We start from the raw sequence: 22379 nt of genomic DNA, 5'->3' as shown, positions 1-22379 counted from the left end.
TTTTCCCTTTTGCCCCTTATCCCTTTCCCTTTCCCCAATACCCAATCCTTACTTCCCAGCCACCATTGCAGGCATTAATACTGCATCAATAACGTGGATTACGCCATTGTCTGTCAGAATATCGGTTTTGAGAACATTGGCGTCATTCACCTTAATTTTGCCGTTAGCAGACTCAATTGCTACAATTGAACCCTCAACTGTCTGTGCCTCGTCAATCTGTACTAAATCATCAGACCTAACATCGCCAAAAGCAACATGATACGTCACAATTTTCTTCAGCTTAGGGATGTCTTGCAGCAGCGATTCTAAAGTACCCTCTGGCAGTTTGGCAAATGCTTCGTCAGTCGGTGCAAAGACTGTGAAAGGACCAGGACTCTGAAGAGTTTCTATGAGGTTAATAGCTTCAACAGCCTTGATCAGCGTATTAAAATTTCCTGCGTTGACAGCAGTTTCCACAAGGTCAGCCATGAGGTTACGTCACTTTATTTATGTAGTATTACAAGTTACTTATAAATTGACTGGGAAGCTCATAGCCTCTATCAACAGAGAGGTTGCTGGCAATTAAGCAGACGGCAACAGATTTATTCAGTGCTGCTACACTGGGGAGTGACCCCAAGAACCACTAACTATGCTAAAGCGTTCTAAGTTCGAGACAACTCAATCTCAAATTATGCACCGTTCTGAAGATCTGATTAGTGCAGCCTCAAATCGCTACCGCATTACGGTTCAGGTGGCAAATCGTGCTAAGCGTCGGCGTTATGAAGACTTTGAAAATGCCGAAGATGCCATGATGAAACCAGTGCTAAGGGCAATCATTGAGATGTCTGATGAACTAACTCAGCCAGAAATTATCGGCGAAATATAAAAAGGCTTTTGTGAAAGTAGAATGAGCAAAAATTTGTCGTTCATTCAACTCCTGTTCAAGTCTGGGCAGACACTCACTGCCTTTGTGGTAGTGGGTGTAGTTGTTTTAGGCTCAGGGGTGAGTCAATCAACATATACAAGTTTACTTGGTATTCAACCTGCGATCGCTCAAAGAATCACTCCTAGCGATGTTTGGCAACAAGTGTATCAGCAGTTACCCGAATTCCCACGAGAAAATAAATATATCAGTAAAGAAACTGGAAAAGTTGCCCAAAACAATACCTTAGTAAGTCGCTTAATCAGGTATCACATTTACACAAAAGAGCGTTCTGCAATTTATCGCTTGGATTGGAAGCTAACTTTAGCTGATTACCTGGGTGCGAATGAAATTATGTATGACAGTTCGTATCCGGGTAACGATATATTACGACAAAATCCTATAGAAGGCGATCGGACTGCGATCGCCCGCCTCAACCGTAGCCAGAGAGATGCACTAGTGCAGGTATTAGTCAATATCTTCAATACAAATTCCCAAAACACACTAGCCCCCACCTCCAACACCACACCCAGTCCTAGTACATCACCTACCCCACAGCGATCGCAACAAGGAGGTGCCGAATTACTGAAATGACCAAACCCAGAGTCAAAAATTTTCCTTTGCGTCCCCACCGAAGTTCAGATCGCTAACCGTTCTGAAAGAACAGTTGCCTTGTGTCCTTTGGACACAAGGGAGAGGCACAAAGCCTTGCGCCTCTCGGCAGTGATACAGACCATCGGCTGAAGCCGCCGCTCCGACTTCTCTCTGCGTAAAATCTCTGCGTCCTCTGCGTTTAAAAAATTAAACTATGGAACGCGTTATAAAAATCGGCTCTGGTTGGCGTATTGGCTGGAAACCCGATGCACCTGAATTTAAAGGATTAGTAGGTACAGATGATTGGGCAGTTGAATTAACCGAAGCAGAGTTGAGTGATTTTTGCCGTCTACTGGGACAGTTAGCAGACACCATGAAGCAACTTGCAACTGAGCTGATGGATGAAGAGAAAATTGCCTGTGAAGCCGAGAGCGATTTATTGTGGATGGAAGTAGAAGGCTATCCTCATGCCTACAGCCTGCGCTTTATCCTGAACACAGGACGGTGTGCAGAAGGGCAATGGAATGCTTCCGCTGTTCCTGCTTTGCTGCAAGCCGCCGGGATGCTCAAGGTTTTTTAAATTTGTCTCTTGATTAACTTAGCGTTTTCCTATATAATTGAAATTCTGACCGGGGCGTAGCGCAGCTTGGTAGCGCGCCACTTTGGGGTAGTGGAGGTCGTGGGTTCGAATCCCGCCGCTCCGATCAATGATAAGCCTTGCCTGCTAGTCTTTTCAAAAGATTGGCAGGTTTTTCCATTAGGGGTTTCCTGAATAGTAGAGACGTAGCACTGCTACGTCTCTCTACATTCATTTTCTACCTGTTCAAAGCTTCACTACAAATAATAATAGGAATTGGCTCAGACAGTGTAGAAAAACTATTATTCAGCCATTCGTGCATATTATGTTGGCGATAAACTTGCACTAGTTGATTGAACAATTGCTGACCTATTAAACCATTACGTCGCAGTATATTTAACTCTCGGTTGATTGCTTGAATTATGGAACCGCGGAACGCCTTTTCTAGAATATTGACTTGACCTTTTACTTCTTCGTCTGTAATTGATTTAAAAAATATTCTTAGTTCACGTAGAATATATCGTTGTCCTTGAGTCAAACGCTGATTAAATTCCCGTTCTGCTTGGCGATGCTTCACTTCTTCTGCAAATTGACGTTTGACACGCATCACAGCAGAGTTATGCTCTTTGGGAAGGGTTAAAGTAGGAGTAGTGGAATCAGCTTTAATTGCACCCAAGATGCGAGGAATATCTCTAGAAATTATATTTCCCTCATCGTCTAACAAAAATAATTGCTGGTAGCCTTTGATATCAGGTCGATTGGAATCTGAAGCTTCACAGAAAACGTATGTTGCCTTCTGCTGCATAAAGAATTTAGCTGTACGAATACCATGCGGTAAATTGGCAATGCGCTCAAATTCTCCGGGGTCGTCTTTCTGTAGTTTTCTGAGAATTTCCTCAGCTTCATTTAAATCCAAAAAAGCCTCTTCATCTTCCATATCAAAAAGACTCAATTGTTTACCTTGCTGTTCATAAATAGCATACATAGCCTCTTCATTTAGTTGCTCAGTTCGGTCAAGAATGGCAGCATCTTCACCGATAGTGTCATGAATTTCTTGAATTCTGTTTTTTAGCTTTTGCTTCAAGCCTAAATTACGTTCTATGCCTAATTCTGGTAAAAAGTTATATCCAGAAATTATATCTTTATCACTGCCAATTCTATCAATCCGACCAAAACGCTGAATCAGTTTTACTGGGTTCCAGTGTAAGTCGTAATTTATTATCAGGTCGCCATCTTGGAGGTTTAAACCTTCTGCCAAAACATCAGTAGCAATGAGTGTATTTATTTCTGTTTCACCTGGTTTAAATTTATATTCCTTATTAGCTTTAGGCGCAAATCTTCCAACTAGACGGGTTTTATTCTTATTACTACCGCTATAAATTACATCAATATCATCTTGCTTACCTTGTGAGTTTAAATTTTCGTACAGATATTTAGCTGTATCAGCGTATTGGGTGAAAATTAGCCGCTTCTTACCTTTAAGTACAGATTTATCTAACCAGGTTCTCAGAGTTTGTAATTTTGTATCTTTATCAGGAGTAATTGGCTCGACTAATGCTTGAACTTTTTTCAACAAGTTAATATCATGCTCAATATGTTGTTGTAATTTCTGTCCATCAAAATCCGCCAAGTCATATTTACCAGACACTTGATATAATGCATCCATCAAGTCTTGTTCTTCTGCTTGATTATAATCTTCTGATAATAGAGTTCGTGCTTCCTCTCCTGCGGGAATAAAGCCCTGAGACAGTGCATTAAGAAACCTTTCATGTACTAGCAATAATTTTTTAATAGTTTCTTTAAAAGCGTAAACACTCGATTCAAAACGCTTAAATAATAGCACCCGCATGAGTCCCCTTAGGTTAGCGCCAGCACGTTGTAAAGTGTTATAAGGTTCTTGCTTTTGTTTATCTTTTAAAACATAATTCCATAACCCATAACGAGCATAGCTAAGTTCGTTGACTGGTGGTTTTACGAGTTGGCGCTTACGAGATTTACCTAAATATTGACGTAATTCTTGGTAAAGTCCTTGATATGTATCTTCAATGCTGTACTCAATAGTTTCTAGTTCTCGCTTCGGGAAAAATCGATGCTTACCACCGACAATTACGTAAGCGCGTCGGGTTCCATCAAGGTATTCTCTAAAATTGGCATGGTCAACTTCTTGATGAGTTTGTGAGTCACGACCGTAAAAACGTAAGATATGGTTGCGGGTGCGACGAATCAGGATATGAGATAGTAACTCAGGTAATTTCTTTTCACCCTTTTCTACTAACTGGAAGTATTGTTTTAAATCAGGGGGGTCTATCGGTAAGTCTGTTTTGTCGTCTTGATGGAATAGTTTTAGCTGATGGTAGATATCCCAAGCGCTTTTATTACGTGGAGTTGCAGTTAATAAGCAACAACGTTTACCAGTAGCTAAAAACGCTTCTACCACTTTATATCTTTGGGTGGTGTGATTTCGGAGATTGTGGCTTTCGTCAATTAATACAAAATCTCTATCTTTAGATTTAAAATCATCTAATAAAACTTTAAACCCGCTTTCCTGATCTTCTTTCAACATTCCCATTGAAAAAATGCGAGCATTTAGTTGGTAGACTTCGTTGTAACGTTCCCACATTTCTAGCAGTGGTGCAGGACAGATAATTAAAGGACGTGCGCGTTCTATTTGTTCAAAGTGTTTGACAATTGCAGCACCAATAAAGCTTTTCCCTAGTCCAACTACATCAGAGACAAAAGCACCGCCATAATCTCGGATGTTTTGTACAGCATTATTCACAGCAACTTTTTGAAAATCTGCTAATTGTTTAGTAATTTCGTCTTCTAAAATCAAGTCTTTTGGGGTTGTATCTTCTAATCTATCTTTGATTAAACTATAGAGAGTTTTCATGTAAACATCATAAGGACGAACCGCAGAACCCGCCCAAGATTGTTTCATTTCTTGCATCAAGGTTTCATTAAAATCTTCCGCCTCGTTCCATAGTTCTTCAAACCAATTGGTTAATTCTTTATGGTTATCATTTCCGTGAATTACCACATTGAGTTCGGTATTGTGGGTAATGCCGGAAAGGGTAAGATTGGATGAGCCGACAATAGCAATACCTTTTTCTGTACGTTCTAAAACTCTACCTTTGCCATCATAGACAGTACCATAGTCAAAAATATAGGCTTTGGCGTGTAAAGTTCCTTTGGTGTAAACTCGGACATGAAGCCGTTTTTCTTCAATCATCTGCACTAGGTTTTTAACTAGTGTTTCGGCTTCATCTGTTTGATCCATTAGTTCTATACTAGAACGAATATTGGCTGCTGTATCGTTTGCCATCCGTTTTTCTTCACTGCGTTTAGGATATTTTTGGGCTTCGACTTTATCTGCAATTAATTCTAGTTGTCGATATCCTTGGGCGATTTGTTCGATGGTTTGGCGGTTGCTGGTATTACCAATTAGTAAGCGTAGTTCTTTAATGTTGGTGAGGCGTTCTGCTATGGGGGTGAAGCCAGATAGGAAGAAGTAACCTACTGCGAAATGGGCTGCTGATGATGAGTCTAGAATGCAGTTTATTTGGTCTACTAATTTTTGATTGCGGTTATCTATAATATCATGGGTAGGCATGGTTTTTTATCTCACGCAGAGACGCAGAGGCGCAGAGAAGAGGGCAAATTTCAAGATTCTAAAACTTCGCTGAGGATAATAATTGGCAAACTGGGGACATTGCGAAAGCCTTTGTCGTTGGTTAGAAATTGGTTACAATTAACAGATAAAGCTGTAGCAGCATGAATAGCATTATAAATCAGTAATGGTGTGTCTATATAGATAACGCCAAAAGATGGGAGTGTTAGCTGTCCCATGAATCCCGTTCCTCTTGCAGCTGTCTATCTATTTCTTCAGCACTTTTTGGTGTGCGTTTAGCGTGAACTTCTTCTATAATTTCTATTGCAGAACGCCGTTTTACTTTAGGCTTTTCTGGCAAAATAACAAATACATCAACGCTGTCACCAATCTCGGCTTCTGGAAGTTCTATTTCTATTTTGTTTCCTGGTAAAACTTTAGTTGTGATGTGTAAAGCTGGTTGCATAATTTTTTCAACTTTATATAGTTAGGACATCTTCGTAAATATCTGCCATTGTTAGGGTTAACCCTATTGAGTTTAATTCTAGGTCATTACCTTTGCCTAAAGTTTGTATTGACCAATTGCCTTGAGCGTCTTGGCGATAAACTTCTACTTTGATTTCATGTTGGGAAACTAATACATATTCCTGGAAGTTTTCTAAAGTTTGGTAATAAAGAAATTTTTCTCGTCTGTCTGTTATTTCTGTCCTTGGTGATAACACTTCTATAATTAAGCTAGGACGGGTTTTAAAATACCTTTCATTGTCTTGAGGGTCGCAGGTAACTATTATGTCGGGATAGTAGAATATATCAGCTTTTTCAGTCTCGATTTTGACTTTCATATCTGAGACAAAAGTACGACAGGAACTTCCGCGTAGGTGAGGACGCAATAAGGCGATGATGTTAGTAGTAATCAAATTATGTTCTTCGCTAGCACCGACCATTGCGAAAATTTGACCGCCGAGATATTCATGGCGAATTTCGCTAGTTTGCTCTAATTGAAGGTATTCTTCAATGGGGAGTAATTTTATAGGGGATTGCATGGTTTTTTTGGCGTTGCTGAATGAAAGTATGATTTACTCACGCAGAGGCGCAGAGGCGCAGAGAAGGAGTTTAAGATTAGGAGTTTTGTAAAAAGTGAAGTTATTAATTATATTTTAATTATGAATTATTACAGTCCATACAAGGCGGCGACTCGCTCATCTATTTCTTTTTCCCATGTTTCACAGTTAACGCCTTTTGCATCTAGGCATTTTTGGACTAGTTTGGATATGGCTTCTCGTTCGGTAGTTGAAGCGCTGGGAATGGGGATTTTATTTATGTAAATACTGCGTAACTCTAAACTTTTACCTAGAAGTTCAGAACACACACTTTTAAGATATTCCCAAATATGTGAAGAGTTAAGTATTCCAAGAAGATAGAGTTCAGGAACGGGAATAATAAAAGCCTTATCGTTAGTGAATGCCCCTCCTACATCAAAAGCAAAACGCGATTCTTTTGCAATAACAGGATAGATAATTTTAGGCTGATCAAAAGCATCTACATATTCTGCTCCATAGCGTGCCATGCACCACCAATTATATCTGCCATTTTGACATTCTGGACGAGCTTTCAGTTCTTTATACCATTGAGTAAGGTGATTCTTTACAGCAGGATATTTATCTATTTTTAAATCCCAAGGAGAGTAAATAAACCACTTATCTTTATAGTTTATCTGCCACTTGCGAATATCATCACCTACAACTAAAGGCTTGATAATTGCTGTATTTTTAAGGTCTTGAGCAATTAGTTCTGCCCTTTTTGCTCCATCAATGATAAATGCCTTGTTAAAGCCAGTCTTAATACCATAATAAATCTGACCATTGACATATTCAGCTAATGGAACGCCTGCTGACTCCATCTTTCGTATACGACTAGCAGAATTTGCATCAGTCAGTGTCCAATCTGAGCTTTTAAAAGCATCAGTGGGTAGAATATGTCCATTTTCCTGAATAATTTCTAGCACATTAGGATAAGGTGGTTTCAAAGATGTTACCTGGGTAAAATTACTTGAGGAGGTTGTATTTTTTCCATTTTGCGAGATAAAAATCATTACTAAAACAGCCGCGCTTTTAAATACTGGTAAGTCACCAAAATCTGTAATACTGTGGACTTGGCAAGTATCAGCAATATGCTTTCGTAACTTCTCTCCATACTTTGCGCGAAACCATTTGTTAGAAGAGATAAAAGTTAACATCCCACCTGGCTTTAAAAGCTGCAAAGCACGCGCGTAAAAGAAACAATATAAATCAGACGTTCCTGTATAAAAAGCCGGATAAACTTTTTGTAGTGTCGGCTTCAAGTGTTTAATCAATTCCTGTCTTACATAAGGCGGATTTGCTACCTGAATATCAAAACCACCATCTGCAAATACTTCTGCAAACTCTACTGCCCAGTCAAATCCTGCCACTTGAGTGCTACCATGAGTTACCAACGCAATTTGAGTTTTTAACTCATTAATTTCATGTTCTAAGTCCTGCTTCTTACCACCTTCATGAGTTCGCATATATTCAGCTTTCTTTTGGCGGTATTGGCTGATAAATTCATGCCTAATCACACCTGTTGTTGCAGGACTTGGAGCAATTAAACTATCCCCAATTTCGATTTTATATTTTAGGTTTGGTAGTGGTGGCGGGTTGTCTCCCTCATACTCTACAGCAAGCGACAGCCATAACCGTAATCTGGCAATATTGACTGCAAAAATATCAATATCTACGCCATAAAGATTATTTTCAATAATGTCTAGCTTGCGTTGATATACAGTATTTGAATCTAGCCCTTTGTTAGCAAATAGACATTGACGCAAATCTAATAATTCATGAAGCATTCCTAGGATATAAGCGCCGCTTCCACAGGCTAAATCACAGGTTCTAACTTTACGTAATGCTTCTAAAATAGCCTCTGAGTTCTTGATGCCATCAGGATGATGTTCATCTACAAATTGTGCTATAGAATCATTAGATTCTCCTGGAATTTGGGTTTTTAAATATCCTTTTAGTGCCTCACGACACATAAAAGAAACAATCGGTTTTGGTGTATAATAACTACCAGATTCATGCCTCCCTGTTACCAGTTCCTCGAACACTTTGCCTAACATTTCTGGGTCAACTGCTACCTCTACATCTAGGGGCGTACTCTCGGTAACGGTAAAAGCAAAACGTTGAAATAGGTCATGAAAAATACTGTCTATACATTCATCTGGGATGATAATTTGAGGGTTTTTATCATCTTCATCTTGTTCAAAAAGACCACCATTTAGGTAAGGTACAGTGCCAATTAAATCTTTAAGGAAACCACCATTATTAATCCCTGTAATATCATATTGTTGAGAATTATTGAGTCCTGAAAAGAAAAGATGCGAAAGTCTGTCTCTATAAAAGTTTCTGTTTGATGTACCCTCATCATCCTGGTAAGCTTCCCATAAGGCTGATAAATAATTTGTTTTAGTTTGGAATTTCAGCCAACCTTTTTTCTGGATGAAGCCAATAAACATTAAACGGTTAAACAGCTTTTGAGTGAATAAACGTTTACGTTCGTTACCTCCAATTCCTTGAATCAGCCCTTCAACTTTTTCAAAAGTTTTACGATACTCTCTAAAGAATTCTTGGGTGACAGCTTCAACATCAAACGCTTCATCATGACGTGTCTGAATATCTAAAGGTGATGCATTTGGATGAAGATTTTCCAAATCCAACAGACTTATTCTTTCTGTAGCTGTGCGTAATTGCTCCCCTTCTCCAACGGTAATGCGCCGGAACAGCTTGCGTTTTTGTAGCGTGTTGTCGTACTTTACATTAAGAAAATGCCACTGCGATCGCGATTTATTAGAAAATACAAATAATGCATAAGGGTGCTCTTTCAGAAGATAATCGACAACTCTTCTTTCCCCTTGTCTGGATAAATCTTCTGATTTTAGATGTGTATAAATTATGTGAAAAGCATTATTAGCGCCACCAGATGCTAATAACAAGGGATCATCTGCAAGTTCATTAGCAACTGCATCAGTTAATCTTCGACGAGAAAGCTCTTTATTAACTCGTTCGTAGTTCAACTGACTCCAAAACAATTTTTTGAGTGCATCAAGACTTTTGAGATTTTGGAGTGAATTTAAGACAGACTGTTGCAGTTCTAATACAGACATAAATATCAAACTTTTACCAGTTGTGTGTTTTTACCAAAAAAATATGCATTAAACTTGAACCACAAGGCTTATACCTCGCGGCACTTCTGAAATTTTTAAAGCATTAAAAAACACCACTAGTTACATTAAAAATTGCTGCGGTTATGTTCAAAGTTTATGTAATAGGTAAACAAAAACTAATATGCTAGCTTCTGTAAGTTAAGTTAACAATCTATGGCTAATTTATTAATAGTAATTATTGCCCGTGAAAGCCTAATTAAATTAGATTAAATACTCCGTAATTAGATGTTTATAGAAGCAGTTTTGCCAAATAAAGCTACAAATCAAACTTAATTTACCTCCTGCCCTACTACCTCAGTAAAATTCCCGAAATAAATAAAATAGGTATAAAAGTTTATAATCTTTTGGAAAAGCCCGTAAGTGAAGCGTAATACTGAAAATTTAGATGCTTTATGCGATGTGAAGCAAAACAGATAAACTTTTTAAGGGATTCGCCAAAAAAAGCTAATAATTATGAATTATGAATTGGTATTACTCATGCTCAGACGCTTAAGCAGCCGCACAATACCATTATTAGCCGTGTTTTTGCTGTTTATATGCTTTACGCTGGTAAGTATGCATTCATTTGGTCAAACAAGTATGACATCAGCACCCCAACTGCTGACCGACCCATTTTTGCAACTACCAACTGAAACCTCAGTACGCGTAGTTTGGTTTACCGAGTTTGCTGGCGCTAAACACATAGTTAACTACGGCGAAAATCTCAAGCAAACTGTCAAAGCAAGTACTACTCAACTCAGTCGCACACGCGAAGACCAGCAATCACGAGTAGCAAGCCAAACTAAAAACGGACAAGTTTACCAACAACCTGTTAAACGCGATATTTGGCGACATGAAGCTGAGGTGACTGGGTTAACTCCTAGTGTGCGGGTTACTTATCGCGTCACGAGTGTGCAGAAAGATGGTGAGAGTTTTAGCAGCGATGTTTTTACTCTCGCAGCTACGCCAAAGCCAGGTACACCGCTGAAGATTTTGCTGACCTCAGACCATCAGTTGAAGCCGATGACAGCAGCAAATCTGCAAAAGGTGGTAGAGACAGTTGGACAAGTAGATGGGGTATGGTTTGCTGGTGATTTAGTCAATACACCCGATCGCGCCTCAGAATGGTTTGATGATAATAGTGGTGGTGCATTGTTTCCCGGTTTACAAGGTCGTGCCAAATATGAAATAACTCATAATGGCGATAAGACAACTTACACTGGCGGGAAAATCATTCAATATGCACCTATGTTTCCTTGCATTGGCAATCATGAGGTCATGGGACGGTTTGCTAGTACGGGAAGTTTAAACAATGAATTTGATAATACGATTCCCCGTGCAGTCGCCCAAAAATTGTATAGCGATAAATCCCTAATAGATAATTCTTTTAATACTTTTACTTACGAAGAAATTTTTACTCTCCCAAAAAGTAAAGAGGGTGGAAAAAGGTATTATGCAGTCAGCTTTGGTGATGTGCGTTTAGTGGTACTGTATGTTACTAATATGTGGCGGACTGCCAGCTTAGATGGAAAGAATAAAGGTAGATATCGGGAAGCAGAAAAAGATTTAAATAATCCTGAAAAGTGGGGTTATGGACAGATTATTTATGAGCCAATTGCTAAAGGCAGCAAGCAATACAATTGGTTAGAAGCAGAAATAAATAGCCCTGAGTTTAAACAAGCAAAATACAAAGTTGTGATGTTTCATCATCCACCTCACACTCTGGGTGATAATATCGTCCCTGCATATACAGACCCAGTACAGATAATTGAACGGGATGATGGCAAAATCAAGGCAGTACGTTACGAATACCCCAAAGACGCAGATTATATTATCCGCGATGTTGTCCCCTTGCTAGAAACGGCTGATGTGCAATTGGTATTCTATGGACATTCCCATTTGTGGAACCGCTTTGTTAGTCCTAATGGAATGCATTTTCTAGAAACATCTAATGTTGGTAATACTTATGGCGCTGCTTGGGGTGAAAGAAAACGCGAAGTGCCAACTGGGTATCACGAGGATTATGTTAAGCAAGGCAATCCTAATGGTTTAGAACCTATAGTACCAGCGATCGCACCCTTGCTAGGCGAAGATGGTAAACCGATGCCCTATATTGCCAGTAAGGATATTACGGTTTTTAGTATCTTTGATACAGGGACAGGTACGGTAAGCAGTTATCGTTTTGATACCCGCAAGCCAGATTCAGAGGTTGTAAAATTTGATGAATTTAAGTTGAAATAATCGCTAATTCATTCTAAATCAACATCAAGCGATCGCAGTATTTCTGCCAACCGTTCAGCCGGTTGGCGTTCTTGTTGTAACTCTAATTGTGCTAGTTGAGGTGCAGGATGTGGGTATAAAAGCGAGCTAATTTGGCACGGTTAGCACTTATAAGTCTAATCTGCCGTATTTTTCCAGTTAACGCAGCGAAGCTGCTAGAAAGCTTTATTATGGGGCGATCGCACTCAGAATTGCAAGATGAAGAGTGAAACTGCTCTGCAAAAGCTAGCGCGTATTAGTAAGAATTTTATTTGATGAAATCAACTCAGCCTTATCAACCGCTGCTCCTGCGGATTCTGCATGGACTCACTAGTCTTTTTCTCATTGCTGCAATTTTAACCGCTTTCTGGACTTATGATCTTTATGATGGTCGATGGGGAAGAATTCCGCTTCCTTCCTATAAAGACATTGAAGGTTTGCACGGAACCTTTGGGCTGTGTACATTGCTAATTTTCCCTATCTTTGTTCTCTATGCGTTTCATCTGGGGCAAAGGCGGCTTATTCAACCCAATTCTTTCTCTAAATTAGCTCAAGTTGGTAAACCAATTTGGTGGTATACGTTAAACCGTTTTACCAACACGTTTGTGCTTTTTGCATTAAACTTTGCGCTTTTCAGCGGCAAGATGATGGATGAAACATGGCTACCAAGAGGAGAACTCAATCATACCTGGTACCACGCACACTTAATTGCCTGGGTGATTATGGTTGTTTCTATCGCTCTTCACATCCTCATGAATGCAAAGGTGGGTGGACTACCGCTACTACTATCAATGCTAAATTGGCAATTCCGTGACAAAGATAGTCCTGCTCTGTGGTCTACTCATCTCTCCAGATGGTGGTCAAACCTGCGTCGGGATTCATGGCCAAACTACTTCCAGTCAACGCTTGCACTGACTGTCATAGAGTTTATAGTATTGCTCAGCATTACGGCTGCCTGGATTATTCCACTTTTTAAGTAGTCGAAGGCCCAGTTAAGGGTAGCAGACAAAAATAAGAAAGTTCAAACAAACAGCGTCGTAGAATATGACAGATGACGCAAAAGCAATCGAGTGACAAGTTAGGAGAAAATTAACTGCAAATTTATCGATGTTTTGATACCCGCAAGCCGGTTCGGAAGTTGTGAAATTTGATGAATTTAAGTTGAAATAGTTGCCCTCTTAGTCTACATCCATACCCAAAGATCGCAGTCTTTCTGCCAACCGTTCAGCGCGTTGGCGTTCTTGTTCTAACTCTAGAGTTTGTTGCTGTAATTCTAGACTTTGCTGTTCTAACTCTAGAGTTTGTTGTTGTAATTCTAATTGTGTTTGTAATGCGGCTTCTTCTGGTGTTGGCACTAAAACACCTTCAGTAGTAAAGTAACGCAGTTTTCCTGAATCGATACCCAGGTACAAATCTAACTCCTGACTCCAGCGCCAGCCATTGGCATTGGATGTAATATCTTGATATTCACTTCCTACTAGGCGAAAACCAGCAAATTCCAGAGTATCTGGGGAAAAATAGAAATATTCTGGTGTATGAAAACGGTCTTGATACAGGTTTTTTTTCAAATTTCGGTCTGTATCGGCGGTGCTAGTTGAGAGTAGTTCGATGATTAAATTAGGATATTTGCCGTCTTCTTCCCAAACTACCCAAGAGTTGCGGGGATGCTTTTGTGTCTGCTTGATTAAGAAAAAATCAGGGCCGCGAAAATCACGATTTCGCAGTTGTTGGCGACTAAAATAAATGGTGAGATTAGCACCAATGAAGTAATCATTTCTTTCACGCCACAGCCATTCTAAGCAGGTAACAAGCAGCAATAGCTGCATATAATGCAGAGAACTTTCCATTTCCGGCTCATCGCTATATAGCTGACTAGCGTCAGGCATGATGGCGTCTAGTTGTTGAGGAGTCAAAACCATTTGGCTGTGCCTCGCCACTATTGGGGCTAATTTATATTATCTTCATTAGGGGGTCGTCTGATGCTATCTTTCATAATTTATGGTTTGTAGGTAACATCGCTCATTCGCAAAAAAAATATTAACAGTTAACTGAACAATTCCATTTATTAACAAAAAAAGTTAATTGTAAAGCGATATTACAAACCTTGCAAAAATATTTAGAAATTGTCTAGAAACCAAACATGGCTCTAACGTAGAATCTATAGGAGAGACTTGAGGCAAATGTGATGACCACGAGTAATATTCAAAAGTATCGGTTTGTCTGTACCCTGACCTTTGGTGATATATATGGTCAAATAATTGTTTGGTTGATCACAATTACCCTAAGTTTGGCCTCAGCCTTAGCGCTGATGGGTGCTAGGCGACCAGTGTATGCTTTAGCAACGGTGGGTCTTGTCGTCCTGCTATCGCTGCCTTTCTTGTTGTTTGCATTTGTCACTACATTGTTAAATCATATTGAAGTAACTCCTGTAGATGCAGGAACCAAGACTGAACCTATACCCGGTAATGTTTCGCAGCAACAACCTGTACAAGCGACTAGTTGAGTGATTTTCCGACTCGAATCTGAAAACCAACATACTGCCTACTGCTTGGAGCTTTTCACAAAATTAAAATCCAAAGTTGAAATGATATCCCTGTCTATGGACAGGGAATTTTTTTGTTGAGATGTGGAAGTTCTGAGGGGAAACTTTTAACCATCAAACTTTTCTCTACAACCTACTGTCTTATGAATCACGTCTCTACAATAGAACAGCAGCCAATACTTTTTGGATAAGCGTAAACTACTCCTTTTTGATCTGGGAAAAGGGAAAAGGGTAAAGGTGAATTCAAACCCTTTCCCTTTCCCCCTTAACCGAAAAGTATTGGAACAGCAGCTTTTTGCAGTTGGGGGCTAATTATGCTAGAACATGATGTGATTATTATTGGGGGCGGATTGGCGGGATGTCGCGCTGCTGTGGAAATTGCCCGTACTGACCCCAGCTTGAATATTGCTGTGGTTGCCAAAACCCACCCAATTCGTTCCCACTCGGTAGCTGCTCAAGGTGGTATGGCAGCATCGCTAAAAAATGTCGATTCAGAAGATAGCTGGACAGCACACGCTTTCGATACTGTCAAGGGTTCCGACTACTTAGCAGACCAAGATGCAGTAGAAATTCTTGTTAAAGAAGCGCCAGATGTAGTAATTGACTTGGAACACATGGGCGTTTTGTTCTCTCGCTTGCCTGATGGTCGCATTGCTCAAAGGGCTTTTGGTGGACATTCCCACAACCGCACTTGCTACGCCGCTGATAAGACTGGTCACGCGATTTTGCACGAATTGGTAAATAACTTGCGGCGTTATGGTGTGCAAGTTTACCAAGAATGGTACGTCATGCGCCTGATTTTGGAAGAGGGTCAGGCCAAGGGCGTGGTGATGTATAGCCTCTTAGATGGGCATATAGAGGTTGTGCGGGCTAAGGCGGTGATGTTTGCGACGGGGGGATATGGTCGCGTTTATAACACCACCTCCAATGATTACGCTTCCACTGGTGATGGTTTGGCAATGACTGCGATCGCCGGTTTACCCCTCGAAGACATGGAATTTGTCCAATTTCATCCCACGGGTTTATATCCAGTAGGCGTGCTGATTTCGGAAGCAGTCCGCGGGGAAGGGGCGTATCTGATTAATAGTGAAGGCGATCGCTTTATGGCGAACTACGCACCCAGCCGTATGGAATTGGCTCCTCGTGATATTACCTCACGGGCGATCGCTTATGAGATTCGCGCTGGTCGTGGTGTTCATCCTGATGGTAGTGCTGGTGGCCCCTTTGTCTATCTTGACTTGCGCCATCTGGGCAAAGAAAAAATTATGAGCCGCGTTCCCTTCTGTTGGGAAGAAGCCCACCGACTAGTAGGTGTTGACGCCGTGACTCAGCCGATGCCAGTCCGCCCCACAATTCACTATTGTATGGGTGGTATCCCAGTTAACACCGATGGTCAAGTTCGCAGTAGTGGCGATGGTTTAGTTGATGGCTTCTTTGCCGCTGGGGAAACATCTTGTGTTTCTGTTCATGGTGCAAATCGCCTCGGTAGTAATTCTCTACTGGAATGTGTAGTTTATGGTAAGAGGACTGGAGCTGCGATCGCTCAATATGTACAAAACCGTAAGTTACCCTCTATAGACGAGCAACGTTATGTAACAGAAGCCCAGCAACAAATCCAAGCTTTGCTAGAACAGCCAGGACAGTACCGCATTAACCAAATTCGTCAAGCCTTCCAAGATTGTATGACTCAATTCTGTGGTGTTTTCCGCACCGAAGAACTAATGCGTGAGGGTTCGCAGAAATTAGCACAGATACAACAGCAATACCCTCAAATTTATTTAGATGACAAAGGTAGTTGCTGGAATACAGAAATTGTTGAAGCTTTAGAACTGCGGAGTTTAATGATAGTGGGGCAGACGATTCTAGCATCAGCCTTAAATCGCCAAGAAAGTCGCGGCGCTCACTTCCGCGAAGATTATCCCCAACGAGATGATACTAACTTCCTCAAACACACAATGGCTTACTATTCACCAGCAGGAATTGATATTCAATATCGACCAGTGACAATTTCTATGTTTGAGCCAAAAGAGCGTAGGTATTAACTTTATATGGTTGTATTTCCAGCTTGAAAAATCTGCTCTGCGGTCAAATTCAATTCTGGGAAAGTGGGTGAGATAATGCGTTCCCCGCCCCGAAACTGACTGACTTGGTATTCACCCTCTGATAATGAATAAACTGATATTGTGGGCTGTTTGGGATTGCCAATTAACGACTTACCACCCACAGCTAAGTAATCCACAATCCAATACTCCTGAATCCCAATTTCTTCATACACACCCCGCTTAGTGTAGTAATCAGTACGCCAATTGGTGCTAACTACCTCAATTACTAGAGGAATTGATGCGCCTTGAGTAACAGTAGATTCCTTTTTCCACAGAGGTTCATTTATCAGATTGGAGCGATTGATTATTAATATATCTGGTGAATAACCGGATTCATTTTCAGGTGGTTTTACTAATGCTGTTTTTGGTATGAAGCAGGGAATATTTTGTCGCTTGATATCGACAGATATTTCAAGCGCCAAAAAACCCATAATATCTTCATGATCGCCTGTCGGCTGGGCCATTTCGATTACTACTCCGTCATGCAGTTCATACCGTTTGCCGTCGGGTTTCCACTGAACAAATTCTTCAAAGGTTACTAGCTTGGTTTTTGGTAAAGCTTGAGTCATGGTTTAAACTTTCCAATTTTTGGATTAACATTTTCTATTACCCATTTTTCTATAAACTCTTTTACAACTTGGCTCATAGTTGTATCTTGCTTGGCACAAATTGTTTTAAATTTTATTTTTAACTCTTTGGGTATATATAGGATTACTATTTGATTTTTGAACGAAATTAGGTATTGTAGGGTGTGTTAGAACGGAGTTCGTAACGCACTATTATAGAGGTTTTGGTGCGTTACGCTGTCGCTAACACACCCTACGTATCTTTTCAGAAATCAAACCGGATTCCTATAGCTTAGTTATGAGTGGCCTATGGGAATTTTTTTAGTCACTGCAAGGCGATAAGGCGATCGCAGTTCACCTTAATTTTGCTATCAGTCTTGTCTAATCTATTTTTACCATGTAAGTGAAATAGTGCCTTCTCCATTTCCTATTCCCTTGACTCATACCTAAAACAGAGGTATGATTACTATCGCATAGAAGGGGAGTAGCTACTGGCAAAAAACTTAAAAGCCAGTGCATCTGAATCAACATACTGGCGTTAAGCCTGGTTCAGATGGCAAATAATTAATATTTGAAAGCGAGACCTTCACTAAGTTCACACCAAAAAGTGTGTGCTTGGTGAGGTCTTTTGGCTCTCGTCAAGCTCACATCGGTAAATGATTCTTTAGGAGCTTGAGAGAGTGTTAACAGCTTTTACCGCAGGTTTATTATTAATTACAGTTTCAGAGCTAGGTGATAAAACATTTTTTATCGCTGTAATATTGGCAATGCATCACTCGCGGCGTCTGGTATTCATAGGAGTGACAGCCGCCTTAGCTGCGATGACAATCCTCTCGGTGCTGTTAGGACAAACGGCGGCTTTATTGCCAAAAGTTTATATTTATTACGCTGAAATAGCTTTGTTTATTGCCTTCGGTATCAAGCTGTTGTACCAAGCCAGAAAGATGCCTGCGGCTTGTGATACAGAAGTTGTAGAAGAAGCAAAAGCAGCGGTGGAACAGGCAGATTTGCAGTTACCAAAGCGAAAAACTGCTGCTTCAATTTTAACAGAAGCCTTCGTATTAACATTTATGGCAGAGTGGGGCGATCGCACGCAAATTGCCACCATTGCTCTAGCAGCCGGAAACAACCCAATTGGGGTAACGATGGGTGCAATTTTGGGACACGCCATTTGTGCTGCAATCGCTGTTATCGGTGGCAAAATGATTGCTGGTCGGATTTCGGAACGTCAACTCACTTTTGTCGGGGGATGCCTATTTCTCATCTTTGGTGTAGTTGCTGCCATTGAAGGAGCATGAGCAAGAGGAGAGGGAAAGAACAATTCAAAATTGTTCCCCAACTCTCCCTACTTAGGTGTATCAGGTAGAGCAGGAGGTACAGCAGGAGCCGGAGAAGGAGATGCTGCTGTCTTGTTGATTTCGTCTTTGTATTGAGCAGGTGCTAGAGCTAAGGCAGTGTCAAACAAGGGTTTTGCTTCTGCGACTTTGCCTTGTTCTTTGAGGAGCATTGCTTTTGCCAAGACAGGGCGAAAATCCTTGGGATCTTTTTGAATTGCTTGATCATATACAGAGGTAGCTTGTGGATAATTCTTCTGGGAGGCATGAACAGTTCCCAATAGTACCCGCACTGCGATCGCATCTATACTTCCAGGTTGAATTTTATTAGCCTGAGCTGAGTTAGAGAGAGTATCTTGCAGCAAACCAATAGCTGCTTCCGGGCGTTGTTGGCTTAGTAACAGAGCTACCATTCCTCGCAAAGCATTCAGATCACCCGGTTTGGTTGCTAAAATTGAGCGATAAGCTTGAGCCGCTCCTTCCTTATCGCCAATTTGCTGCTTTGCTTGAGCCAGCAGCACTGCATATTCTGACTGTTCTGGATTCAGCTTTGCTAACTTTTCTAAAGGTTCAATTACTGCTTGAATATCAGACGGTTTTACCTCACCTTTTGCTTTTTGACTTAACAATGTTAACCGTGCCTGTAACAAACCTTTAAGCGCAGTTTGATTTTCTGGTTCCCGTTGTAAAACCAGTTCATAACCTCGTACTTGGTCTTCTAATTGTGATTTTTGGTCAGAGGAAGGTGAGCTGCCTCTGGTGTTAGAAGTATTTTGGTTTGAGGGTGGCGTATTATTAAATGCTCCAATTATGGGAACTACGGAAACACCCACAAAAGCAAGAACTGCTATGACCAAAACGACCTTTACTATCCAGCGATTGCGTGGTTGAGACACAATTTTGTCCTTCTCCTGAACTCTAATGAGATTATCATTTACACAAATTGGAAAGTTAAAAATTTCCAAAACCTTGCGGAATTCCGCCAATTGCCTGTGAATTTTATAACAAATAACTATCCACACTGCTAAAGTAAGTGATGACTTTAGGAGGAGCCGCCAGAATTGTAGCTATGATATGCTTCCGAAACTAGTGTAAAGGCGCTAAACGACACATTTAGTATATAAATGATGGATTTAGCGTCTTTAGAATTGTATAGGGCGCTCTGATGTAACTTTGTTGAAAGAAAATATACTTTCACCAGCCGCACAAACGCTCTTTTCAGCTGCCTTAGTAAAATCCCACAATGGGATGTGTCTCCGCCGCAAGGAGTTTTTATGAATTCCGACCTGATGCCGTTGCCTGAACCTTCTAATTCTTCTGCCTCTAACCAGGGCCCAACTAATATAGAACCAGCTGCTAATGTTAATACTGTACCAGTCAAAGTCACTAAGCTAGAGAATTCGCCCGTTAACTCTAGTGATGCATCAAGTGAGAACTTAGCCAATCGGCAGCAACCGATTCCACCTCCTAGTGAACCGATGCAGTACCGAGCGATCGGTTTAGTTCGTGGTCGCTACCATGCTAGCAGCGAACAATTTACTCAAGGTACACTACTGACCACAGATGATGTAGAACTCAACGCCGTCCTTTTAGGTCGGATTATGAGCTTAGTCAAGAATCACCTAGACTTGGAAAAAGAACATCTGTGGGTGGTTTATCCGCGCACAAGGCAAGAAAATGACACCTTGCACCTCCAAATTGTTGGAGTTTGGGAGCCAGAAAATCTCGCTAAACAGCCAACAGAAGAAGATAAGGAAGATTCTGAGTCACAAGAGTTAGAGACGCCCGATGATGGTTTATCTGAGAATGACGAAACTATAAATGCCCAGATTCCCTCATCAGAAATTACAGATGGTGGTTTTTCTGTTCGTGGCGAAGTAGTTTACCAGTCTTTTGACGCTAAAAGCTTGGTGGTCAAAATTAAGCAGGCTCCACGTAAACCAACTGATAAACCTAAATATTTTAAGTTGAAACTTAGAGGTGTACTTGGTACCAAAGCAGTAGGAAAGTTCTGGGACTTCCAAGTTAAAAGGGAATCTGACGTATTAGTGGTAGACAAAGCTGAGGCGATCGCTGATTTACCCAAAAAACGCCGCCCACCTTTCAAAGGCGCTCCTCGTGCTGGCGGTGGGAGGAAACCATTTCCCCCCAGACGCAATGGAGAAACCCCACGTCCAATCAAGAAAACAGGCGGCGACCCCTCTGCGGTGTCAAAACCCATACCTAAAACGCCCGCTCCTAAGCCGATCAAACGGCCCAAGCCAACTCAAGAGTAGAATTGAGGATTAGGTATTAGGGAGCCAGTCGCGTGGGCGGGTTTCCCGACTTGAGGAGCCACTGCGTTGGACGGGTTCTCCGGCTTAAAGCAAGTGGCGTCGAACTGGCGTGATTAGGAAGAGATTTCCCCAGTCCCCAGTCCTCAGTATCAAAAATCCGTCCAGCGATCTTGAGGTAAAAAAGATCGCTCCATCGGAATTGGGGAAACAGCTTCGGTGAGGGTAAAAGTACCTGCTTCGATCCACTGTTTCAACTCTAGAGCGACTTGCCTAGAAAAAAATAAACTTGCTAGAGGCGCAACGCGTACAGCTTTGCCCTCAATAGTGATACGCCCAGACTTAAGTTGGGCGTAACTCACTAAACCAAATGTGGGACGGACACGTCGAGGAATGGAAAAGTCCACTATTGGAGCTACTAAGTCTTTGTCTTGCACGGCACAGTGTTCTACTACTTCTTCGCTTAACACAGGGAGTGGAACACCAACGCCCAACATCAATGAAGGCCCGTAACTTTTGAAGTAACAACCCCGCACCCAGCGAGCATCCATTTGCTTAGCATCACCAATTAAAGCCAAAGTCGCAGCCGGCCCGATTGGCGTACGATTAGCTAGACGCTTTTGTAAAGGAAAGTGCTGAGTACCTTCCCAAGCAACGTAACCGATACCGCCACCTAAGAAAATCCGCGTGCCAATGCCAACGAGTTGCAAATCGGGGTCATTGAGTAGAGGGGAAATAGCACCAGGGTTCGAGTAAACAGCATTTCCCAGATGCGGTTGTAAAGGGCCGAGATAAGTGAAAAGTGAGCGATCGCCCCCATTTACACCCACAATAAAATTTTGATAAAGATTGCGCGGATTGAATAAATAAAACTGATTTATCGTTTCATTGGTAACTGTAGTTTCAAACGTTGCCCTGGGGTAACAATCTGTTACTTGACCTTGCGCTTTTACGTGTACAGGTTTACCAGCTATCAAATCTTCGATTACATGACCGCCGCCGCGTTCCCTGATTTCTTCTCCATCCATCACTTCTACAGCACAACTCGCACCCAAATATAAATCTACTGCTCCAAATCCAGAGTATGCTGGAACACCATCTAACCAGCAGCGACGAATTTTGATTGGCGGGTCAGTATGTCCAAGATTAATAATTGCACCACTTGATTCCATTGGCTCAAAAGTGCCAGTGGTAATTACATCAACTTCCTTCGCAGCTTTACTAATACCTATTTCTGCAACTCGTGCTTTTAATTCTTCAATCGTCAAAACTACTGCAAGTTGGCGACTGATTTTTTCATTAATTTCCGCAATTGTTCGCATTTTAAATGTAGCGGATGAACATATTAATTATGGGGCGATATGGTTGCTAATTACATCAACTACCAGCCCTGACTTCGCCGATG

Annotated in this window: 20 protein-coding genes and 1 tRNA gene; 10 read left to right on the top strand and 11 right to left on the bottom strand. The window is 41.2% G+C overall.

The genetic code is table 11. The features are described 5' to 3' along the window. Nucleotides 1-48 precede the first annotated feature (48 nt). The gene (locus HCR01_RS13740) at nt 49-468 is read right to left on the bottom strand and encodes a fasciclin domain-containing protein (protein ID WP_193196709.1); all 420 of its coding nucleotides are present in this window, start codon (nt 466-468) and stop codon (nt 49-51) included. 160 nt (nt 469-628) lie between these two features. Here HCR01_RS13740 and HCR01_RS13735 point away from each other — a divergent pair, with 160 nt between their 5' ends. The 4 genes from HCR01_RS13735 to HCR01_RS13720 all read left to right on the top strand — a co-directional run bounded on the left by HCR01_RS13735 (nt 629) and on the right by HCR01_RS13720 (nt 2199). Next, a complete protein-coding gene (locus HCR01_RS13735; protein ID WP_193196708.1) occupies nt 629-865 on the top strand; it encodes a DNA-directed RNA polymerase subunit omega in 237 nt (78 codons plus the stop codon). 21 nt (nt 866-886) lie between these two features. Continuing rightward, nucleotides 887-1495, top strand: coding sequence for a hypothetical protein (locus HCR01_RS13730; RefSeq protein ID WP_193196707.1), 609 nt, complete (start codon nt 887-889; stop codon nt 1493-1495). Between the two features lie 214 nt (nt 1496-1709). After that, nucleotides 1710-2075, top strand: coding sequence for a DUF1818 family protein (locus HCR01_RS13725; RefSeq protein ID WP_193196706.1), 366 nt, complete (start codon nt 1710-1712; stop codon nt 2073-2075). 50 nt (nt 2076-2125) lie between these two features. After that, a tRNA-Pro gene (locus tag HCR01_RS13720) sits at nt 2126-2199 on the top strand. A 111-nt stretch (nt 2200-2310) separates the two neighbouring features. Here the strand turns inward: HCR01_RS13720 and HCR01_RS13715 are convergent. The 5 genes from HCR01_RS13715 to HCR01_RS13695 form a co-directional block, all read right to left on the bottom strand. Further along, complete coding sequence (locus HCR01_RS13715; RefSeq protein ID WP_193196705.1) at nt 2311-5682, bottom strand: helicase-related protein; 3372 nt, start codon at nt 5680-5682, stop codon at nt 2311-2313. Between the two features lie 50 nt (nt 5683-5732). Continuing rightward, the gene (locus tag HCR01_RS13710) at nt 5733-5918 is read right to left on the bottom strand and encodes a type II toxin-antitoxin system VapC family toxin (RefSeq protein ID WP_193196704.1); all 186 of its coding nucleotides are present in this window, start codon (nt 5916-5918) and stop codon (nt 5733-5735) included. Then, entirely contained in the window at nt 5906-6145 is a 240-nt protein-coding gene (locus HCR01_RS13705) for a hypothetical protein (RefSeq protein ID WP_193196703.1), read from the bottom strand. The genes HCR01_RS13710 and HCR01_RS13705 overlap by 13 nt, the downstream gene beginning before the upstream one ends. Before the next feature lie 13 nt (nt 6146-6158). Continuing rightward, on the bottom strand, nt 6159-6722 hold the full coding sequence (locus HCR01_RS13700; RefSeq protein WP_193196702.1) for a Uma2 family endonuclease: 564 nt from the start codon (nt 6720-6722) through the stop codon (nt 6159-6161). A 128-nt stretch (nt 6723-6850) separates the two neighbouring features. Continuing rightward, entirely contained in the window at nt 6851-9859 is a 3009-nt protein-coding gene (locus tag HCR01_RS13695) for an Eco57I restriction-modification methylase domain-containing protein (protein ID WP_193196701.1), read from the bottom strand. Nucleotides 9860-10498: 639 nt separating this feature from the next. On the opposite strand from HCR01_RS13695, the gene HCR01_RS13690 reads away from it, so the two are divergent. Together HCR01_RS13690 and HCR01_RS13685 are read left to right on the top strand one after the other, a co-directional pair. Further along, nucleotides 10499-12139 carry a fibronectin type III domain-containing protein gene (locus HCR01_RS13690; RefSeq protein ID WP_226889332.1) on the top strand — a complete coding sequence of 547 codons (1641 nt, stop codon included), beginning with the start codon at nt 10499-10501 and terminating at the stop codon, nt 12137-12139. Between the two features lie 293 nt (nt 12140-12432). Continuing rightward, complete coding sequence (locus tag HCR01_RS13685) at nt 12433-13137, top strand: cytochrome b/b6 domain-containing protein (RefSeq protein ID WP_193196700.1); 705 nt, start codon at nt 12433-12435, stop codon at nt 13135-13137. 198 nt (nt 13138-13335) lie between these two features. Here the strand turns inward: HCR01_RS13685 and HCR01_RS13680 are convergent, their stop codons facing one another. Beyond that, on the bottom strand, nt 13336-14076 hold the full coding sequence (locus HCR01_RS13680; RefSeq protein ID WP_193196699.1) for a Uma2 family endonuclease: 741 nt from the start codon (nt 14074-14076) through the stop codon (nt 13336-13338). Between the two features lie 266 nt (nt 14077-14342). Between HCR01_RS13680 and HCR01_RS13675 the strand changes: the two genes are divergently transcribed. Continuing rightward, the gene (locus tag HCR01_RS13675) at nt 14343-14660 is read left to right on the top strand and encodes a hypothetical protein (protein WP_193196698.1); all 318 of its coding nucleotides are present in this window, start codon (nt 14343-14345) and stop codon (nt 14658-14660) included. Nucleotides 14661-15013: 353 nt separating this feature from the next. Then, nucleotides 15014-16741, top strand: a complete 1728-nt coding sequence (locus tag HCR01_RS13670) for a succinate dehydrogenase/fumarate reductase flavoprotein subunit (protein WP_193196697.1) — start codon at nt 15014-15016, stop codon at nt 16739-16741. 2 nt (nt 16742-16743) lie between these two features. Here HCR01_RS13670 and HCR01_RS13665 read toward each other — a convergent pair whose 3' ends face one another. Next, nucleotides 16744-17370 carry a Uma2 family endonuclease gene (locus tag HCR01_RS13665; protein ID WP_193196696.1) on the bottom strand — a complete coding sequence of 209 codons (627 nt, stop codon included), beginning with the start codon at nt 17368-17370 and terminating at the stop codon, nt 16744-16746. Further along, nucleotides 17367-17519 (bottom strand): plasmid partition protein ParG, encoded by a 153-nt coding sequence (locus HCR01_RS40770; RefSeq protein ID WP_413773947.1) that lies wholly within the window; start codon nt 17517-17519, stop codon nt 17367-17369. The genes HCR01_RS13665 and HCR01_RS40770 overlap by 4 nt, the downstream gene beginning before the upstream one ends. Nucleotides 17520-18047: 528 nt before the next feature. On the opposite strand from HCR01_RS40770, the gene HCR01_RS13655 reads away from it, so the two are divergent. After that, nucleotides 18048-18665, top strand: coding sequence for a TMEM165/GDT1 family protein (locus HCR01_RS13655; RefSeq protein ID WP_193196695.1), 618 nt, complete (start codon nt 18048-18050; stop codon nt 18663-18665). A 47-nt stretch (nt 18666-18712) separates the two neighbouring features. On the opposite strand, the gene HCR01_RS13650 is transcribed toward HCR01_RS13655, so the two are convergent. After that, the gene (locus HCR01_RS13650; protein ID WP_193196694.1) at nt 18713-19597 is read right to left on the bottom strand and encodes a tetratricopeptide repeat protein; all 885 of its coding nucleotides are present in this window, start codon (nt 19595-19597) and stop codon (nt 18713-18715) included. 378 nt (nt 19598-19975) lie between these two features. On the opposite strand from HCR01_RS13650, the gene HCR01_RS13645 reads away from it, so the two are divergent. Next, nucleotides 19976-20977, top strand: coding sequence for a hypothetical protein (locus HCR01_RS13645; RefSeq protein WP_193196693.1), 1002 nt, complete (start codon nt 19976-19978; stop codon nt 20975-20977). Nucleotides 20978-21126: 149 nt separating this feature from the next. Here HCR01_RS13645 and HCR01_RS13640 read toward each other — a convergent pair whose 3' ends face one another. Next, nucleotides 21127-22296: a homocysteine biosynthesis protein gene (locus HCR01_RS13640; RefSeq protein ID WP_193196692.1), complete on the bottom strand. Its 1170-nt coding sequence runs from the start codon at nt 22294-22296 to the stop codon at nt 21127-21129. Nucleotides 22297-22379: the final 83 nt, after the last annotated feature.

Origin of the sequence: Nostoc sp. MG11 (assembly GCF_014904695.1) — a bacterium.
GTDB lineage: Bacteria > Cyanobacteriota > Cyanobacteriia > Cyanobacteriales > Nostocaceae > Komarekiella.
Note: the sequence above shows the minus strand (reverse complement) of the source record. Positions and strands in the feature narration are given on the sequence as shown.

Excerpts from the sequence above, each read along its gene's own strand:
- HCR01_RS13740 (WP_193196709.1), bottom strand. The coding sequence starts at position 468 with ATGGCTGACCTTGTGGAAACTGCTGTCAACGCAGGAAATTTTAATACG.
- HCR01_RS13735 (WP_193196708.1), top strand. The coding sequence starts at position 629 with ATGCTAAAGCGTTCTAAGTTCGAGACAACTCAATCTCAAATTATGCAC.
- HCR01_RS13730 (WP_193196707.1), top strand. The coding sequence starts at position 887 with ATGAGCAAAAATTTGTCGTTCATTCAACTCCTGTTCAAGTCTGGGCAG.
- HCR01_RS13725 (WP_193196706.1), top strand. The coding sequence starts at position 1,710 with ATGGAACGCGTTATAAAAATCGGCTCTGGTTGGCGTATTGGCTGGAAA.
- HCR01_RS13715 (WP_193196705.1), bottom strand. The coding sequence starts at position 5,682 with ATGCCTACCCATGATATTATAGATAACCGCAATCAAAAATTAGTAGAC.
- HCR01_RS13710 (WP_193196704.1), bottom strand. The coding sequence starts at position 5,918 with ATGGGACAGCTAACACTCCCATCTTTTGGCGTTATCTATATAGACACA.
- HCR01_RS13705 (WP_193196703.1), bottom strand. The coding sequence starts at position 6,145 with ATGCAACCAGCTTTACACATCACAACTAAAGTTTTACCAGGAAACAAA.
- HCR01_RS13700 (WP_193196702.1), bottom strand. The coding sequence starts at position 6,722 with ATGCAATCCCCTATAAAATTACTCCCCATTGAAGAATACCTTCAATTA.
- HCR01_RS13695 (WP_193196701.1), bottom strand. The coding sequence starts at position 9,859 with ATGTCTGTATTAGAACTGCAACAGTCTGTCTTAAATTCACTCCAAAAT.
- HCR01_RS13690 (WP_226889332.1), top strand. The coding sequence starts at position 10,499 with ATGACATCAGCACCCCAACTGCTGACCGACCCATTTTTGCAACTACCA.
- HCR01_RS13685 (WP_193196700.1), top strand. The coding sequence starts at position 12,433 with ATGAAATCAACTCAGCCTTATCAACCGCTGCTCCTGCGGATTCTGCAT.
- HCR01_RS13680 (WP_193196699.1), bottom strand. The coding sequence starts at position 14,076 with ATGGTTTTGACTCCTCAACAACTAGACGCCATCATGCCTGACGCTAGT.
- HCR01_RS13675 (WP_193196698.1), top strand. The coding sequence starts at position 14,343 with ATGACCACGAGTAATATTCAAAAGTATCGGTTTGTCTGTACCCTGACC.
- HCR01_RS13670 (WP_193196697.1), top strand. The coding sequence starts at position 15,014 with ATGCTAGAACATGATGTGATTATTATTGGGGGCGGATTGGCGGGATGT.
- HCR01_RS13665 (WP_193196696.1), bottom strand. The coding sequence starts at position 17,370 with ATGACTCAAGCTTTACCAAAAACCAAGCTAGTAACCTTTGAAGAATTT.
- HCR01_RS13645 (WP_193196693.1), top strand. The coding sequence starts at position 19,976 with ATGAATTCCGACCTGATGCCGTTGCCTGAACCTTCTAATTCTTCTGCC.
- HCR01_RS13640 (WP_193196692.1), bottom strand. The coding sequence starts at position 22,296 with ATGCGAACAATTGCGGAAATTAATGAAAAAATCAGTCGCCAACTTGCA.